At 73.9% G+C, this 18,113-nt stretch carries 10 protein-coding genes; 3 read left to right on the forward strand and 7 right to left on the reverse strand.

Annotation, left to right across the window (positions count from 1 at the left end):
* Positions 1-210 precede the first annotated feature (210 nt).
* Entirely contained in the window at positions 211-1,317 is a 1,107-nt protein-coding gene (locus tag ACZ66Z_RS07015) for an acyltransferase family protein (RefSeq protein WP_469932957.1), read from the forward strand.
* A 63-nt stretch (positions 1,318-1,380) separates the two neighbouring features.
* On the opposite strand, the gene nudC is transcribed toward ACZ66Z_RS07015, so the two are convergent.
* From nudC to ACZ66Z_RS07045, 6 genes are all read right to left on the reverse strand, one after another.
* The gene (nudC, locus tag ACZ66Z_RS07020) at positions 1,381-2,319 is read right to left on the reverse strand and encodes an NAD(+) diphosphatase (protein WP_469933197.1); all 939 of its coding nucleotides are present in this window, start codon (positions 2,317-2,319) and stop codon (positions 1,381-1,383) included.
* A 95-nt stretch (positions 2,320-2,414) separates the two neighbouring features.
* Positions 2,415-3,833, reverse strand: a complete 1,419-nt coding sequence (locus ACZ66Z_RS07025; protein WP_469932958.1) for a dipeptidase — start codon at positions 3,831-3,833, stop codon at positions 2,415-2,417.
* Positions 3,834-3,842: 9 nt separating this feature from the next.
* A complete protein-coding gene (locus ACZ66Z_RS07030; RefSeq protein ID WP_469932959.1) occupies positions 3,843-7,283 on the reverse strand; it encodes a UvrD-helicase domain-containing protein in 3,441 nt (1,146 codons plus the stop codon).
* 59 nt (positions 7,284-7,342) lie between these two features.
* Complete coding sequence (locus tag ACZ66Z_RS07035) at positions 7,343-8,164, reverse strand: hypothetical protein (RefSeq protein WP_469932960.1); 822 nt, start codon at positions 8,162-8,164, stop codon at positions 7,343-7,345.
* A 185-nt stretch (positions 8,165-8,349) separates the two neighbouring features.
* A complete protein-coding gene (locus ACZ66Z_RS07040; protein ID WP_469932961.1) occupies positions 8,350-11,805 on the reverse strand; it encodes an ATP-dependent helicase in 3,456 nt (1,151 codons plus the stop codon).
* A gap of 176 nt (positions 11,806-11,981) precedes the next feature.
* Complete coding sequence (locus ACZ66Z_RS07045) at positions 11,982-12,347, reverse strand: MGMT family protein (RefSeq protein WP_469932962.1); 366 nt, start codon at positions 12,345-12,347, stop codon at positions 11,982-11,984.
* A 159-nt stretch (positions 12,348-12,506) separates the two neighbouring features.
* On the opposite strand from ACZ66Z_RS07045, the gene ACZ66Z_RS07050 reads away from it, so the two are divergent.
* Both ACZ66Z_RS07050 and ACZ66Z_RS07055 read left to right on the forward strand, forming a co-directional pair.
* A complete protein-coding gene (locus ACZ66Z_RS07050) occupies positions 12,507-15,152 on the forward strand; it encodes a lysylphosphatidylglycerol synthase domain-containing protein (protein ID WP_469932963.1) in 2,646 nt (881 codons plus the stop codon).
* Between the two features lie 76 nt (positions 15,153-15,228).
* Positions 15,229-16,809 carry an alpha/beta hydrolase gene (locus ACZ66Z_RS07055; RefSeq protein WP_469932964.1) on the forward strand — a complete coding sequence of 527 codons (1,581 nt, stop codon included), beginning with the start codon at positions 15,229-15,231 and terminating at the stop codon, positions 16,807-16,809.
* Between the two features lie 100 nt (positions 16,810-16,909).
* Here ACZ66Z_RS07055 and moeZ read toward each other — a convergent pair whose 3' ends face one another.
* The gene (moeZ, locus tag ACZ66Z_RS07060; RefSeq protein WP_469932965.1) at positions 16,910-18,088 is read right to left on the reverse strand and encodes an adenylyltransferase/sulfurtransferase MoeZ; all 1,179 of its coding nucleotides are present in this window, start codon (positions 18,086-18,088) and stop codon (positions 16,910-16,912) included.
* Positions 18,089-18,113 lie beyond the last annotated feature (25 nt).

Consider the following 18,113-nt stretch of genomic DNA (forward strand, 5'->3'; position numbering starts at 1 on the left):
AGGAGACCACGAGGAGTGGCAGCGGCCCCGCGGCCGGCGAGAGCCGGCCGCGGGGCCTTTGTGCAGGAATTTCGCCCGAGCGAACCCTGCCGAACCCAGCCCGCCGTGAGGGGCGTCACATACCTGCGAGCTTTTGCAAGGCCCCCGACGTCACCTCTACGCTCTCGTCCCGACCAAGATTTGCGACTGCATATCAAGGCGGGATACCCCTTGCTCAACCAGATAGTTCCTGTCGTCCCGGCACCGCGCCCCTCCTGGAGAGCGCCGGGCCCCACGACGGACTCCACGGGCAGAGGTCCCGGACGCCTCCATGCCCTCGACGGACTGCGCCTCACCGCTGCCCTCATGGTGGTCGCCTACCACTACCTGGCCTTCGGGGAGGGCTGGCCGACGCCGGTCGAGGAGGTCTTCCCCGCAACCTTCCCCATCGCCTCCTACGGCTATCTCGGCGTGGAGTTCTTCTTCCTCATCAGTGGCTTCGTCATCTGCATGAGCGGCTGGGGACGGCCGGTGAAGGACTTCTTCGTCTCCCGCGTGGTACGCCTCTACCCCGCGTACTGGTTCGCCGTCCTCGCCACGTCCGTCACCGTCGCCGTGATCCCCGGCGGGCGGCACCACCTGCCGTGGAACGACATCCTCACCAATCTGACGATGCTCCAGGAGCCGCTGGGAGCGGACCCCGTCGACGGCGTCTACTGGACCCTCTTCGCCGAGCTCCGCTTCTACCTCCTCTTCTCGCTGCTCGCCTGGTGGGGGCTGACGTACCGCAGGGTGCTGCTGTTCTGCTGCGTCTGGGGAGCGGCCACCGCCCTGGTCGCCCCGGCCGCGCCCGGCCCCCTGCGCCTGCTCCTGATCCCCGAGTACAGCTGGTTCTTCATCGCCGGCATGGCGTTCTACCTGATGTACCGGTTCCGTCCGAACCTGATGCTCTGGGGCGTCGTCGGATTCTGCTACTGCGCCTCGCTCGCGCCCTCCATCGAGAAGTTCAAGGGGCTCACCTTCCTCGGCGACCGGCCGGCGTGGCCCGTGCTCGTCGTGCTCGCCGCGTTCTTCGGGGCGATGGCGCTGGTCGCCACCGGCAGGCTCTCCCGCATCCGGTGGGGATGGCTGCCGGTCGCCGGGGCGCTGACCTACCCCTTGTACCTGCTGCACGAGGTCATCGGCTGGGAGTTCTTCGCCCGCTTCGCGGCGCGCGTCCCCCCGTGGGTGCTGCTCATCGGCGTGCTGCTCGGGATGCTGGTGCTGTCGTACCTGGTCCACCGTCTCGTCGAGCGGCCGCTCGGCCGGTGCCTCAAGCGCAACCTCGTCCGTCTGTGAGCAGTACGGAGAAGTCCCCGTCCGGCGGCGCCGGACGGGGACTTCTCCGTGGTGGGGAGCGGGTCAGATCACGTCGCCCGGCTTCGGGAGGGGCTTGCCGTACCAGCGCTCGATCAGCCGGGAGGCGATCGAGATGCCGTACGGGGGCAGGACCTCGCCGGACTCGAAGGCGGCGGCCAGGTCCTCGCGGGAGAACCAGCGGGCCTCGTGTATCTCCTCGCCGTCCACGGTGATCTCGGAGGACGTGGCGCGGGCGAAGAAGCCCAGCATGAGGCTGGACGGGAACGGCCAGGGCTGGCTGGCGATGTACTCGACCTCGCCGACCGTGACGCCGGCCTCCTCGAAGACCTCGCGCGCCACCGACGCCTCGATGGACTCGCCCGGCTCCACGAAGCCGGCGAGGGTCGAGAAGCGGCCTTCGGGCCAGTGCACCTGGCGGCCGAGCAGCGCCCGGTCGTGCTCGTCGGTGACCAGCATGATCACGGCGGGGTCGGTGCGCGGGTAGTGCTCGGCGCCGCAGGCCTGGCAGCGGCGGACGTGACCGGCGGCCGCGATGACCGTGCGCTCGCCGCAGCGCGAGCAGAAGCGGTGGAGGCGCTGCCAGTTCTCCAGGGCCACGGCGTGCACCATGAGGCCCGCGTCGCGGTCGGAGAGCAGCAGGCCGGCCTCGCGCAGTCCGGCGGGGCGCGCGGACTGGTCCATGCGGCCGGGCAGGGAGTCCTTCTGGAGGGCGAAGTAGGAGACGCCGTCGGCGTCCGTGCCCAGGAAGTAGCGGTGGGTCTCGGTGACCGGGGCCTCGAAGGCCGGGGTCATCACGATCTCGGTGGTGCCGTCGGGGCGGTCGTCGATCAGCACCTGGCCGCCGGAGACCACGAAGACCCGGGTCGTGGGGTGGCTCCAGGCCGCCGCCAGCCACGCCTCGTCGAGGCGGTGGTGGGCGGCGCGGTCGATGCCGCTCGGGGCGGTGAGCGAGATCGGGCGGTCCGCCGGGACGCTCGGCACGGGCGCCGGGGCGCTCGGCACGGGCGTCGGACCGCTCGGCGCGTTCTTCAAGGTGCTCACAGGTGCTTCCAACTCCCCCGGATCGGTGTGTGGGTTCAGCGCGCGGCGGCGTGGAGGGCGGCGGGCAGGTCGCCCCACAGGTGCGCGGTCGTCTCGACGCCCTTCATGAGGAGATCGAGTTCGATCTTCTCGTTGGGGGCGTGCCAGCCGTCGGACGGGACGGAGATGCCGAGGAACAGGACGGGGGCGCCCAGGACGTCCTGGAGGTCGGCGGCCGGTCCGGAGCCGCCCTCGCGGGTGTAGCGGACCTTGGCGCCGTCGAAGGCCCGGCTCATGGCCCCGGCCACCGCCTTGAGGGCGGGGTGGTCGAGGGGGGTGAGGCAGGGGCGGGTCGGGGCGCCGAAGACGATCTCGTACCGGATGCCGGCGGGGACGAGTCCTTCGAGCCAGTGCCGTACCGCGAGCTCGATCTTGGCCGGGTCCTGGCCCGCGACGAGTCGGAAGGACAGCTTGAGCCGGGCGGAGGCGGGGACGATCGTCTTGCCGCCGGGGCCCTGGTAGCCGCCGCCGATGCCGTTGACCTCGGCGGTGGGGCGGGCCCAGACCCGCTCCAGGGTCGTGAAGCCGGCCTCGCCGAGGGTGCCGTGGGACTTGGCCGTCCGCAGCCAGGCCTCCTCGTCGAAGGGCAGCTCGGCGACGAGGGCCCGCTCGGCGTCGGTGAGTTCCGTCACGCCGTCGTAGAAGCCGGGGATCGCGACGTGCTCGTGCTCGTCGTGGAGGGCGGCGACGATCCGGCCGGCGACGGTGGCCGGGTTCGGCACGGCGCCGCCGAAGGAGCCGGAGTGGACGTCCTGGTCGGGGCCGTACAGCTCGATCTCGCAGTCGGCGACCCCGCGCATGCCGGTGCAGACGGTGGGGGTGGTCTCGGACCACATGCCGGTGTCGGAGACGATCACGGCGTCGGCGGCGAGCCGCTCGGCGTGCTCCTCGACGAGCGCGCGGAAGTGCGGGGAGCCGGACTCCTCCTCGCCCTCGACGATCAGCTTGAGGTGGACGGCGGGCGCGGTGCGGCCGGTGGCGGCGAGGTGGGCGCGGACGCCGAGGGTGTGGAAGAACACCTGCCCCTTGTCGTCGGCGGCCCCGCGCGCGTACATCCGGCCGTCGATCACCGTCGGCTCGAACGGGTCCGTGTGCCAGCCGTCCTCCCGGGCCGCGGGCTGCACGTCGTGGTGGCCGTAGACGAGGACGGTCGGGGCGTCCGGGTCCTCGGAGGGCCACTCGGCGAAGACGGCGGGCGCGCCGTCGGTCTCCCAGATCTCGGCCGTGGTGAAACCGGTCTCCGTGAGCTTGGCGGCGAGCCACTCGGCGCTGCGCCGTACGTCCCCGGCCAGGTCCGGCCGGGCCGACACGGAGGGGATGCGCAGCCACTCGGCCAGGTCGCCGAGGAAGGCGGCACGGTGCTGCTCGACGTACGCGCGTACGGTGCGGACGGCGCTGTCCGGGGTCTCGCTCATGCCCCGAGCCTATCCGGCGTCCGTGGGTGCCCCGCCCAGCAGGAGGGCCTCCAGCTCGGCTCGGCCGGGCAGCCGGGCGGGACGGGCGACCTCACCCGTTCGGACGTACACGAAGGCGGCGGCCACCTCCTCGGGCGCGAGGCCGTGCTGTTCGGCCCAGGCGAGCCGGTAGATCGCGAGCTGGAGCGGATCCGCGGTGCGGTCCCGGCTGGTCTTCCAGTCGACGATCTCGTACGCGCCGGACTCCGGGTCCCGGTAGACGGCGTCGATCCTGCCCCGGACGACCCGGCCTGCGAGGGCGAGGTGCACGGGGACCTCGACGCGGTACGGGGTGCGGCGGGCGTACGGGGTGCGGGCGAAGGCCTCCTTGAGCTCGTCGAGGTCCCGCTCGTCGAGGATCTCGGGCTCGCCCGCGAAGTCCTCGCCGCCGGGCAGCTCCTCCGGGCCGAGGAACGGCAGCGGGAGCTCCTCGAAGCGGGACTCCACCCACGCGTGGAAGCGGGTGCCCCGGCGGGCCGCGGGCTGCGGCGCCTTCGGCATGGGCCGGGCCAGCTCCTGGGCGAAGCCGTCGGGGTCGGCGGCCAGGCGCAGGACCTGGGAGGCGGAGAGGTACGCGGGGAGCAGGACGTCCCGGGTGGTCGCGCGGGCGCGCTTGAGCTCCGCCGTGAGGGCGGTGAGGTCCCGGTCCCAGGAGGCGATGGTGCGGGCGTCCTCCGGGGTGGTCCCGGTGTACGGCTCCGAGGGCGGGGCCTCGGGTGCCCTGGGGGCGGGGATCGCGTCCGCGTGGACGTCTTCGGGGAGGGCCTCCTCGTCCTCGTCCCAGACGGGCTCCTCCTCTTCGGGCCAGAGGTCCTCGGGGTCGGGGGGCGGGGAGCCGGGCGCCGTGCCGGTGGACTCGTGCCCGCTCTCCCCCGGACTCCGTCCGGGGGCGTCCCCGTCGCCCTGCGGAACGTACGCCCGCAACCGGCTCGTCACGGCCTCCGCCGCCTCCCGACGGCGCTTGAGGGCCTCGCCGTCCAGCGGGAGCGGCCAGGCCCGGTCCTCGTCCCCTTCCGTCAGGGACGGGTTCTCCGCGCCCTCTTCCGGTTCGTCCGCCCAGGCCTCGATCTCGCCGTGGCCCGCCGCGCAGTGGTCGTACAGCGCGCGCAGGAAGTCCGAGGGGCCGCGGGGCTTCTTCTGGGCCGGGCCCCACCAGTGGGCGGAGCCGAGGAGCAGGGAGCGGGGGCGGGTGAAGGTGACGTAGCCGAGGCGGAGCTCCTCGGTGTGCTGGTGGTCCCGCATCTCGTTCTTGAAGGACGTGAGGGACCTGGCGTCCCAGGTGTCGATCTCCGGCAGGGTGGCCGCGTCGCCGCGCAGGGCGTGCGGGAGCACCTGGGGCTGAGAGGTCCACGACTCGCGGGCCCGGGCGCTCGGGAACTGGCCCGCGACCAGGCCGGGGACGGCGACGACGTCCCATTCGAGGCCCTTGGACTTGTGGGCGGTGAGGACCTTCACGGTGTTCTCGCCGCCCGGCAGCGCGCTGTCGAGGCCCTTCTCGAACTGGACGGCCGTGCGCAGGAAGCCGAGGAAGGCGAGGAGGCCGGCCTCGCCGTCGAGGGAGGCGAAGCCGGCGGCGACGTCGAGGAACTGGCCGAGGGTCTCGCGGCGGCGGGCCGCGAGCGCGTGCGGCGAGGCGGAGAGCTCGACCTCCAGGCCGGTCGCGGCGAGGACGCGGTGCAGCACGTCCATGAGCGGGTCGGCGAGGGAGGTGCGCAGGGCGCGCAGCTCGGTGGCGAGGCGCGCGAAGCGGACCCGGGCCTCGGCGGAGAAGGCCAGGCCGTCGTCGGTGCCGCCGGAGTCGAGGAACGTGTCGAGGGCGTCGGCGAGGGAGACGACCTCGGCCGGGTCGACGCCCTCGACGGCGGCGGCGAGCCGCTGCTCGGGGTCCGTCTCCTCGCCGCCCCGGTGGACGAGGAGGCGGGCGCGGCGGCCGAGGAGGGCGAGGTCGCGGGCGCCGATGCGCCAGCGGGGGCCGGTGAGGAGGCGGACCAGGGAGGCGTTGGCCCCCGGGTCCTGGAGGACCTCGCAGACGGCGACGAGGTCGGCGATCTCGGGCAGGTGGAGGAGGCCGGAGAGGCCGACGACCTCGACGGGGACGTCACGGGCGACGAGGGCCGCGTGGAGGGCGGGGAAGTCGGTGGCGGTGCGGCACAGGACCGCGATCTCGCCGGGCTCGCGGCCGGTCCGTACGAGGTGGGCGAGGGAGTCGGCGAGCCAGTCGATCTCCTCCGCGTGGGTGGGGAGGAGGGCGATGCGGACGCTGCCGTCGTGCTCGGCGCCCGGGGCGGGGCGCAGCGCCTCCACGCCCGCGTGCATGGCCCGCAGGGGGGCGGCGAGTCCGTTGGCGAGGTCCAGGAGGCGGCCGCCGCTGCGCCGGTTCTCGGAGAGGGAGTAGCGGCTCGCGGGGCTGCCGTCCGCGTGCGGGAAGTGCTCGGGGAAGTCGTCCAGGTTGGCGACGGAGGCGCCGCGCCAGCCGTAGATGGCCTGGCAGGGGTCGCCGACGGCGGTCACGGCGTGTCCGGTGCTCCGGCCGGACGGGCCCTGGCCGAAGAGTCCGGAGAGCAGCAGGCGCTGGGCGACGGAGGTGTCCTGGTACTCGTCGAGGAGGACGACGCGGAACTCCTCGCGGAGGATGGCGCCGACCTCGGGCCGGGTGGTGGCGAGCTCGGCGGAGCGGGCGATCTGGTCGCCGAAGTCGAGCAGGTCGCGGGAGCGCTTGGCGGCGCGGTAGCGGACGACGAGGTCGAGGAGTTCGCGGCGGGCGGCGGAGGCCTCGGGGACCTTGCGCAGTTCGGCGTTGCTGAGCTTGGCGTCGGCGAGGGCGGCGAGGAGCCCAGAGTCGTACGCGAGGAGCCGCTCGGGCGGCACGAGGTGCTCGGCGAGCTCGGCGTCGAGGGCGAGCAGGTCGGTGATGAGGGTCGGGAAGGACCGGGTGAGCGCGGGGTACGGGCCGGGGGCCTCGCGCAGCACGCGCGCGGCGAGCTGGTAGCGGGTGGCGTCGGCGAGGAGGCGGGAGGTGGGCTCCAGGCCGATGCGGAGGCCGTGGTCGGTCAGGAGCTGTCCGGCGAAGGCGTGGTACGTGGAGATGCGGGGCTCGCCCGGGGGGTTCTCCGGGTCGATGACGTCGGGGTCGGTGACGCCGGCGCGGACGAGGGCGGTGCGGACGCGCTCGGCGAGCTCGCCCGCCGCCTTGTTGGTGAAGGTGAGGCCGAGGACCTGCTCGGGGGCGACCTGGCCCGTGCCGACCAGCCAGACCACCCGGGCGGCCATCACCGTCGTCTTGCCGGAGCCGGCTCCGGCCACGACGACCTGCGGGGCGAGCGGCGCGGTGATGCAGGCCGTCTGCTCCGGGGTGAACGGGATGCCGAGCAGCTCCTTGAGCTGCTCGGGGTCGGTGAGGTGCGCGGTCACCGGAAGAGGCTAGCGGGGTTCACCGACACTCCGGCCCCGCGCGGTTCCCACCTGCGGTTCTACGCGGGGGCGCCCTGGTCGAGCTTGGTGAGGTCGACGGTCTCGCCGGGCGGCGGGGCCTTCACGTCGACCGGCTCGTCGTAGTCGGAGAGCACCACCGTGCCCGGCTCGTCGCCGCCGGTCCTGACCATCTTCAGGATGTAGGGCTTGCCCTGCTCGGAGACGGACACGGTGGTCGTCTCGCCGCCGGTCTTCTTCTTCACCAGGGTCGCGACGGGGGTCCCGTCGACCTTGCCGTCCGGCCCCCGGGTCAGTCCCCTGCGCTCCTTCCGGTCCTTGCCCAGGTCGGCGAGGAGCGACTTCAGGTCGCAGACGCCTCCGAGGCCCCGGCTGCCCGCCTGTCCCGGGGCGATCTTCAGCCAGCGGTCCTTGATCAGTTCGAGGGCGGCCGTGATCTGTGCCTCCGGCAGGCCCTGGGAGGCCATGGAGGCCCGCCAGAAGGCCTCGTCGCCCTTCATGTAGGTGACGTGGTCGACCCGGCGCAGTTCGGCGGTGCCGCCCTTGATCTTCATCAGGCCGGTGCATTCGTCGCTGTCGTCGACGGCGAAGTCGATGTCGAGCGGTTGTCCCTCGCTGAAGACCCGGCCGGTCATGCGCAGGGAGGTCGCGGACCGGGTGGCGGTCACGGCCCGGTCGCCGATCTCGTCGGCGGTGAGGCCCTTGAACGGATCCGGGGAGGGAGGGGGCGCGGGCGCCGCGACCCCGGACGGGACGGCGCCGGCCCGGGCGGTCGCCGCCCAGGCCGCGGTCGGCGCGGGTCCCGTGACGACGACGGCGGCGCAGACGACCGCCGCGACGCGGAGCTTTCGGTGGGACGCCATGCGGGCCTCCTCGCGTTCCCTGCCCCCTGTCCACCAGGGTCGCCCCACGCGCGCGTGGCCGCGACCGGGCCGGGGGCGGCGGGCCGCGGCGGGTCGGCGGGCCGCGTGGGCCGGGGGCCGGTGGGTCGCGGTGGGCCGGCGGGGCGGCGGGGCCGCGGGCCGGCGGGCTGATGAAGCGGCCGGGGTCAGTCGACGACCTGGCGGCCCTCCGGCCGGGCGCTGCACGAGGCCCGGAAGGCGCAGGTCGCACAGTGCTGGCCGGTGCTCGGGGTGAACCGCTCGTCGAGGACCCGGCCCGCCGCGTTGGCGAGCAGCTCGCCGACCCACTCCCCGGCCGGCGGCTCCTGCGCCTGGACCTTGGGCAGCGCGTCGCCGCCCTCCTTCTTCGGGGCGGCCTGCCGCAGCTGGACGAGCTCCGCGCCGCCCGGCTCCGGGCGGTCGCCGCCGAAGACCTCGTCGAGGGCGCCCTCCCGCACCGCGAGCTGGTAGACGGCGAGCTGCGGGTGGTGGGCGACCTCGTCACGGGTGGGGGCCGACTTGCCGGTCTTGAAGTCGACGACGTACGCGCGCCCGTGCTCGTCGGTCTCGACGCGGTCCATCGAGCCCCGGATGCGGACCTCGTACTCCCCCGCCGCCAGGGTCACGTCGAAACCGTGCTCGGAGGCGGCGGGGGTGCGGCCGCCCCGGTCCATGACGTGCCAGCTGAGGAAGCGTTCGAGGGCCACGCGCGCGTGCTGCTTCTCCTGGGCCGACTTCCAGGGCGCGTCGAAGGCGAGGGCGTCCCACACGGAGTCCAGCCGGGCCATGAGGACGTCGAGGTCGGCCGGGGTGCGCCCGGAGGCGACCTCGTCGGCGAGGACGTGGACGACGTTCCCGAAGCCCTGGGCGGCGGTGGCCGGGGCCGCCGCCTTGACCTCCCGGCCCAGGAACCACTGGAGGGCGCAGGTGGAGACCAGGTTCTCCAGGGAGCTCGGCGACAGCGCCACCGGCCGGTCGCGGTCGCGCAGCGGCGCCGCGCTGTGCGTCGGCTCGAACAGGCCCCACCAGCGGTCCGGATGCGCGGCCGGGACCAGCGGCTGGCCGTCCTCGTCGGTGAGCGCGGCCAGCCGGGCGAGCCGGTCGGCGGCCGCCTCGCGGAGCGCGGGCGAGGCCTCCGGGTCGACGGTGGTGGCGCGGAGCTCGGCCACCAGGGCGGAGACGGCGAGCGGGCGGCGCGGACGGCCCGGGACGTCCTTCGGCTCGGCGCCGAACTCGGTGAGGAAGCGGGACGGCTGGTCGCCGTCCTCGGCCGCGGCCTTCACGGCGGTCACGACGAGCCGGTCGCGGGCGCGGGTGGTGGCGACGTAGAACAGCCGGCGCTCCTCCGCGAGGAGGGCGCCGGGGCTGAGCGGCTCGGCGAGGCCGTCCCGGCCGATGCGGTCCGCTTCGAGGAGGGAGCCCCGGCGACGGAGGTCCGGCCAGAGGCCCTCCTGCACACCGGCGACGACGACGAAGCCCCACTCCAGGCCCTTGGAGCGGTGTGCGGTCATCAGACGGACGGCGTCCGGGCGGGTGTGCCGGCGGGTGAGGGTGTCGGCGGCGATGTCCTGGGCGTCGAGCTCCTCCAGGAAGTTGAGGACGCCCCGGCCGCCGACGCGCTCCTCGGCGCGGGCGGCGGTCTCGAAGAGGGCGCAGACGGCGTCGAGGTCGCGGTCGGCGTTGCGGCCCGCGGGGCCGCCGCGGAGGGCGGCGCGCTCCAGGCGGCCGGGCCAGGGGGTGCCCTGCCAGAGGACCCAGAGGGCCTCCTCGGCGGTGCCGCCGGCGTCGAGCAGCGCGCGGGTCTCCTGGAGGAGCTGCCCCAGGCGCTGGGCGCCGCGCGCGTGGGCGGGGTCGTGCGCGACGAGGCGCTCGGGCTCGGCGAGGGCCCTTGCCAGGAGGACGTCGGAGGGGGGCGGGACCTTGTTGCCCGCGGCGCGTTCCTCGTCGCGGAGGGCGCGGCCGAGCCGTCGCAGGTCGGCGGGGTCCACCCCTGCGAGGGGGGAGGCGAGGAGTTCGAGCGCGGTCTCCACGGGAAGCCAGGTCGCTTCGGTGCCGGGCGCGCCCGGGGTGTCCGCCGCGGCGGGGGCGGGGTCGCCGTCCGGCGCGGACGCGGCGTCCCGGGGCTCGCTGTCCGGGGTGGGTGCGGCGCCGTCGTCGGTCGTGCCCGCCCGTTCCGCCCCGGCGGAACGCATGTCCACGGCCGGGGCCGGGGAGGGCGTGTCCGCGGCCGGGGCCGAAGGCGTGGCGCCCGCCACCGCCCTCAGGGCGAGGAGCAGCGGTGCCACCGCCGGTTCGTGGCGGAGGGGGGTGTCCGCCGCGTCCGTCTCCACGGGGACGCCCGCCGAGGTGAGGGCGCGGCGGAGGGAGGGGAGGGAGGCGGCGGCGCGGGTGAGGACGGCCATGTCCTGCCAGGGGACGCCGTCCTCCAGGTGGGCGCGGCGCAGCAGGTCGGCGATGTTCTCGGCCTCCGCCGAGGCCGTGGGGTACGTGTACGCCTCCGCCCGTCCCCCCTCCCGCGTCGGGGCGAGCGCGCGGTGGGCGCGGACCTTGTCGGCGGGGAGCCGGGGCATCGGCATGCGCTGGGCGAGCAGCCGGGTCGCGTCGAGCAGGTCGGCGCCGGAGCGGCGCGAGGTGCGCAGGACGCGGACGTCCGCGCCGCCGAAGGAGGACGGGAAGTCGAGGATGCCGTTCACGTCGGCGCCGCGGAAGGCGTAGATGGACTGGTCCGGGTCGCCGAAGGCGACGACCGTGCTCCGGCCGTCGCCCGCGAGCGCGTGCAGGAGCCGGACCTGTGCCGGGTCGGTGTCCTGGTACTCGTCGACGTAGATCGCGTCGTACGCGGGCAGGCGGGCGTCCCGGGCGAGCGGCACGGCCCGGTGGACGAGCTCCGCGTAGTCGAGGACGCCCTGGAGGTCGAGGACGTCGAGGTACTCGGCGAGGAAGCCGGCCGCCGCCTTCCAGTCCGGGCGGCCGACCCGGTCCGCGAAGCGGGCGAGCGCGTCCGGCCCGAGGCCCAGTTCGCGGGAGCGCGCGAGGACGGCCCGCACCTCGTCGGCGAAGCCCCGGGTGGTGAGGCAGGCGCGGAGTTCGTCGGGCCAGCCGACCCGGCCGCGGCCCTCCTTCTCCAGCTCGATCTGGCCGGCGAGGAGGTCGCGGACGGCGAGGTCCTGCTCGGGTCCGGAGAGCAGCCGGAGCGGTTCGGCGAAGAGCTCGGCGTCCTGGTGGGCGCGGACGAGGGCGTAGCAGTACGAGTGGAAGGTCGTCGCCTGCGGGGGGCGGCGGCCGCCGAGCCGGGCGGCCATGCGGTCGCGGAGTTCGACGGCGGCCTTGCGGCTGAAGGTGAGGACGAGGAGGCGCTCGGGGTCGGCGCCGCCCTCCATGCGGGCGGCGACCGCCTCGACCAGCGTGGTCGTCTTGCCGGTGCCGGGTCCGGCGAGGACGAGGAGAGGTCCGCCGGCGTGGTCAACCACTTCCCGCTGGACTGCGTCCAGCTGAGGGGGATCCAGCGGGGCCGGCGTGGTGCGCACCAGTCGGTACGCGCCCGGGGTCCGCTGCCGTCCCGGACCCGGGTACGGCTGTCCCTGGTGCGGCGGCGTACGCCGGGTGGTGGAGGAGGAGCTCACGTGGTTCGCCGGTCCTGGTGGGTGGGGTGATGCGGGTGAGGCGGCCGTGTGCCGTGGCCGCCGCCTCGGGAGACGCGAGCGAAGACGTTACGCGAAGCGGGCCGCCGACAAGCCGCACTCCGTACCGCTTCCACCCCCGCGGGGCCGTTCCGCCCGGGCCGACCGGGGCGGCTCCCTCAGATGTGAGTTCCGTCCCAACGGGCCCGGCGCATGTCGATCCTCGGTACGTGCCCCTCGGCAACCGGGCCCGCCGCGCGCAGCGGGGTGCCCTCCTCGCGGTAGTGGCCGAGGGCCCGGAGCTCGTGGCCGGGCAGCAGCGTGCCGTCGGCGCGGACCACCCGCCACCAGGGGGCCGTCCCGCCGTACAGGGCCATGACCCGGCCGACTTGGCGCGGCCCGCCCTCGCCGAGCCACTCGGCCACGTCGCCGTAGGTCATGACGCGGCCGGGAGGGATCGCGTCGGCGAGGTCGAGCACCCGCTCCGCGTACTCGGGCAGTTCTCCGGTCTCCCCCACGGGCTCCTCCATGCTCATCCGCCCCATCCTGCCTCACTCCACCGACATGGCCCTGATGCCTCCGCGCGGCAGCTCTTCGTGCCACCATCGTGCGGGCGGTGACTGGTGATACGAGATCAAGAGCGACACGCACACGTACAAGACGTACAAGAACGTGATGGACGAGACGCGCAGGCAGAGACGGACATGGTGATGGGGCAGGACACGCAGCCTCCCGGCGGGGCCCGGCCCGACGTGCCCGAGCGGGTCTCCGGCGACGAGCCGCTGCTCGCCGCCCGCGTCCACCGGCCCTCCGACCTCATGCGGCTGCTCGTCGGTCTGCTCGCCATCGGGCTCGTCATCGCCGTCGCCGCGTTCGCCCACGCCACGACCTCGGGCCTGGAGCAGGACATCAACAAGGGTGCGACCGGCACCCCGGACGTCTTCGTCAAGATCGCCGGTCTCGTCTCGTCCATCGCCGTCCTGCTCGTGCCGGTCGCCTTCGCCATCGAGCGGCTGATCAAACGGGACGGGCTGCGCATCGCGGACGGGGTCCTCGCCGCCGTCCTGGCGCACGGCGTCACCCTCGCCACCGACCTGTGGGTCGCCCAGGCCGCGCCGGGCACGATCCAGGACGCGCTGACCCAGCCGCAGTCCGGGGGCGGGCTCACGGACCCGGTGCACAACTACCTCGCGCCGGTGATCGCGTACATGACGGCCGTCGGCATGGCCCGCAGGCCCCGCTGGCGGGTGTCGCTCTGGGTGGTGCTGCTGCTCGACGCGTTCACGATGCTGGTGGCCGGCTACACCACCGCCCTCTCGATCATCCTGACCGTGCTGATCGGCTGGACGGTGGCGTACGGCACGCTGTACGCCGTCGGTTCGCCGAACGTCCGGCCCACCGGGCAGACCCTCCTCGCCGGTCTGCGCCGGGTCGGCTTCCGGCCGGTGACCGCGCTGCGCGCCGAGGGCGTGCCCGACTCGGCGGACAGCGCCGACCGGGGCCGCCGCTACATCGTGACCCTGGAGGCCGGGCCGCCGCTCGACGTCACCGTCGTCGACCGGGAGCAGCAGGCGCACGGCTTCTTCTACCGCGCGTGGCGGCGGATCACCCTGCGGACGATCACCACCCGCCGCTCGATCGTCTCGCTGCGCCAGGCCCTGGAGCAGGAGGCGCTCCTCGCGTACGCGGCGATCGCCGCCGGGGCGAACGCGCCCAAGCTGATCGCCACCTCGGAGCTCGGCCCGGACGCCGTGATGCTGGTGTACGAGCACATCGGCGGCCGGAACCTGGACTCGCTCGACGACGCCGAGATCACCGACGAGCTGGCCCGGAGCGCCTGGCGGCAGGTCCGGGCGCTGCAGTCCCGGCGGATCGCGCACCGCCGGCTCACGGGGGACGCGATCCTGGTGGATCGTTCCGGCAAGGTGATCCTCACCGATCTGAGGGGCGGCGAGATCGCGGCCGGCGACCTGGTCCTGCGGATGGACATCGCCCAGCTGCTCACCACCCTCGGGCTGCGGGTGGGGGCGGAGCGGGCGGTCTCCGCGGCCGTCGAGGTCCTCGGGCCGGACACCGTCGCCGACTGTCTGCCGCTGCTCCAGCCCATCGCGCTGAGCCGCTCCACGCGCGCGACGCTGCGGAAGCTGGCGCGGGAGCGGTCCGCGCGGGAGCGGGAGGCCGTGCTCGCGGCCTCGGAGGCGGCCAAGCACGAGCGGGAGCTCGCGAAGGCCGAGGCGGCGGCGGACCGGAAGGCCGTACGGGCGGAGACGAAGGCCGAGAAGAAGGCGGACAAGAAGGCCGAGAAGCGGGCCCTCGACACCGCCCTGGACGAGGCCCGCGAGGAGGACCTGCTCGCGCAGATCCGGCAGCAGGTGCTGCTGATCCGCCCGCAGGCCCCGGTGGAGCCGGTCCGTCTGGAGCGGATCAAGCCGCGGACCCTGGTCAGTCTGATCGCGGGCGCGGTCGCCGCGTACTTCCTGCTCTCGCAGATCGCCCGTACGCCGCTGTCGACGATCAGCCAGGCGGACTGGCGGTGGGTGGCGGCGGCGGTGCTGTTCTCGGCGCTCAGCTACGTGGCGGCGGCGATGAGCCTGCTCGGCTTCGTGCCCGAGCGGGTCGGGTTCTCGCGGACGGTGGTGGCACAGGTCGCCGGCTCCTTCGTGAAGATCGTCGCCCCGGCGGCGGTCGGCGGCGTCGCCCTGAACACCCGCTTCCTCCAGCGCTCGGGGGTGCGCCCGGGGCTCGCGGTGGCGAGCGTCGGCGCCTCGCAGCTCTTCGGTCTCGGGGCGCACATCCTGCTCCTGCTCTCCTTCGGCTATCTGACGGGCACGGAGAAGTCGCAGTCCTTCACCCCGTCCAGGACGGTCATCGCCGGGCTCCTGACGGTCGCGGTGCTCGTCCTGGTGGTGACGGCGATCCCGTTCATGCGCAAGTTCGTGTCGACGCGGCTGCGCTCGCTCTTCGCCGGTGTGGTGCCCCGCATGCTGGACGTGCTCCAGCGGCCGATGAAGCTGCTGACCGGCATCAGCGGGATGCTGCTGCTCACGGGCGCGTTCGTGTTCTGCCTGGACGCCTCGATCCAGGCCTTCGGGCACGGCCATCAGTCGATCAGCTACGCGAGCGTGGCCGTCGTCTTCCTCGCGGGCAACGCGCTCGGCTCGGCGGCGCCGACGCCGGGCGGCGTCGGCGCGGTCGAGGGCGCGCTGACCGTCGGTCTGGTGACCGTGGGGGACCTGCCTCTGGAGGTCGCGACCCCGGCGGTGCTCCTCTTCCGCCTGCTGACCCTGTGGATCCCGGTGCTGCCGGGGTGGCTCTGCTTCAACTGGCTGACCAAGCGGGAAGCCCTGTAGGGGCGGCCCCGCCGTCCGCCACCCACTTGGACCTCCGTCCCGCGCGGGGGCGTGGGCGGCGGCCCACGATGGGCCTATGCCGATCTCCGCCGCCCAGCGCGCCGCTCTGCTCACCGCCACCACCGTGCTGCTCGCCGCCGGCTGCTCGGACGGGGGAGACGGGACGGCGGGTGCGGTGAAGCCGTCCGCCGCCACGAGCGGGATCTCGGCGCTGACGTCGCAGAAGCTGTCCTGGGCGCCCTGTCCGCCGCCGTCCGCCGCCGAGGGCGGGGGGCCGGCGCCCTCGCCGCTGCCCGGGGGCGCCTCCTGGGAGTGCTCCTTCCTCCAGGCGCCGCTCGACTGGTCGGCGCCGGACGGCGAGAAGATCGAGCTGGCCCTCATCCGGGCCAGGGCCCGTGACGCCTCCCGGCGGATCGGCTCGCTCGTCTTCAACTTCGGCGGGCCCGGCGGCTCCGGCATCACCGGCCTGCCCAGTTTCGCCGCCGACTACGAGGCCCTGCGCGGCCGCTACGACCTGGTCTCCTTCGACCCGCGCGGGGTCGGCCGCAGCGACCCCGTCGAGTGCGCCACCGACAAGGAGCTCGACGCCTACTACGCCCTGGACTTCACGCCCGACGACACCGCGGAGGAGCGGACTCTGTCCGACGCGCAGAAGCGGTACGCGAAGGGCTGCGAGCGGGAATCGGGCGCGGCCCTGCCGCACGTCGGCACGGAGAACGCGGCCCGGGACATGGATCTGATGCGCCAGGTCCTCGGCGACGAGAAGCTGCACTACTTCGGCATCTCGTACGGCACCCAACTCGGCGGCGTCTACGCCCACATGTTCCCCCAGAACGTGGGCCGGGCCGTCTTCGACGCGGTCGTCGACCCGGACGCGGGCGTCGAGGAGGGCGCCCTCGGCCAGGCGAAGGGCTTCCAGCTCGCGCTGGACAACTTCGCCCAGGACTGCGTGGACCGCGGCGACGAGTGCACGCTGCCGGGCGGCAGCGTCGCCGAGATCGAGGAGGGGATCACGGACCTCCTCGCGGCCCTCGACAAGAAGCCGATCCCCGGGATCGGCGACCGGAAGCTGACCCAGACACAGGCCACCAACGGCATCGCGCAGGCCCTGTACTCGAAGGAGTTCTGGCCGTATCTGGAGCAGGGGCTCGACGCGGCCGACGGCGGTGACGGGGGATTGCTCCTCTCCCTGTCCGACTCGATGAACGGGCGCGGCGAGAACGGCTCGTACAGCAACATCCAGGCCGCGAACGCCGCCATCAACTGCGTGGACTTCAAGGAGCGTTACACCCTCGGGCAGGCGAAGGAGCGGCTCGGCCAGTTCCGCGAGGCCTCCCCCGTCTTCGGCGACTTCATGGGCTGGGCGCTCGCGAGCTGCTCGAACTGGCCGGTGCCGGGAGCGTGGGAGCACCCGGACGTCTCCGCGCCGGGCTCGGCACCGATCCTGGTCGTCGGCAACACCGGAGACCCGGCCACGCCGTACGAGGGCGCCCGGGCCATGGTGAAGGCGCTCGGCAAGGGCGTCGGCGTGGAGCTGACGTACGAGGGAGAGGGCCACGGCGCGTACAACGGCGGCAGCGCGTGCGTGAAGAAGGCGGTGGACGACTACCTGCTGGCGGGCAAGGTCCCGACCTCGGGCACGGTCTGCAAGAAGTGACGGACCCGGCCCGCGCGGAAGGCACGGCGCACGCGGAAGGCCCCGGCACGTGCGGAAGGCCCCGGACCCGCCGAGGCGGGTCCGGGGCCTTCCGTCCGTCCTAGTAGACCGGCTTCTCGGGCTCGATCTGGTGGACCCAGCCGATCACGCCGCCGCCGACGTGGACCGCGTCCGCGAAGCCCGCGGACTTGAGCACCGCGAGGACCTCCGCGCTGCGGACACCCGTCTTGCAGTGCAGGACGATCCGCTTGTCCTGCGGGAGGTCCTGGAGGGCGTCGCCCATCAGGAACTCGTTCTTCGGGATCAGGCGCGCGCCCGGGATCGAGACGATCTCGTACTCGTTCGGCTCGCGGACGTCGATGATGTCGATCTTCTCGTCCGCGTCGATCCACTCCTTGAGCTGCTTCGGAGTGATCGTCGAGCCGAGCGCCGCCTCCTGGGCCTCCTCGGACACGACGCCGCAGAAGGCCTCGTAGTCGATGAGCTCGGTGACGGTCGGGTTCTCGCCGCAGACCGCGCAGTCGGGGTCCTTGCGGACCTTCACCTGGCGGTACTGCATCTCCAGGGCGTCGTAGATCATCAGGCGGCCGACCAGCGGGTCGCCCACGCCGGCCAGGACCTTGATGGCCTCGGTGACCTGGATGGAGCCGATGGACGCGCAGAGCACGCCCAGGACGCCGCCCTCGGCGCAGGACGGGACCATGCCCGGCGGCGGGGGCTCCGGGTAGAGGCAGCGGTAGCAGGGGCCGTACTCGGACCAGAAGACGGACGCCTGGCCGTCGAAGCGGTAGATCGAGCCCCAGACGTACGGCTTGTTCAGCAGCACGCAGGCGTCGTTCACCAGGTAGCGGGTGGCGAAGTTGTCGGTGCCGTCGACGATCAGGTCGTACTGGCTGAAGATGTCCATCACGTTGTCGGCCTCGAGCCGCTCCTCGTGAAGGACCACGTTCACGTACGGGTTGATGCCGAGCACGCTGTCGCGTGCCGACGCGGCCTTGGAGCGGCCGATGTCGGCCTGGCTGTGGATGATCTGGCGCTGGAGGTTCGACTCGTCCACCTCGTCGAACTCCACGATGCCGAGCGTGCCCACGCCGGCGGCGGCCAGGTACATCAGGGCCGGGGAACCGAGGCCGCCGGCGCCCACGCACAGCACCTTGGCGTTCTTCAGCCGCTTCTGCCCGTCCATCCCGACGTCCGGGATGATCAGGTGGCGGGAGTACCTGCGGACCTCGTCTACGGTGAGCTCGGCGGCCGGCTCGACCAGGGGTGGCAGCGACACGGGGACTCCGGTGGTCGGGATGTCA

It is taken from the genome of Streptomyces sp. NPDC107498 (assembly GCF_055582805.1).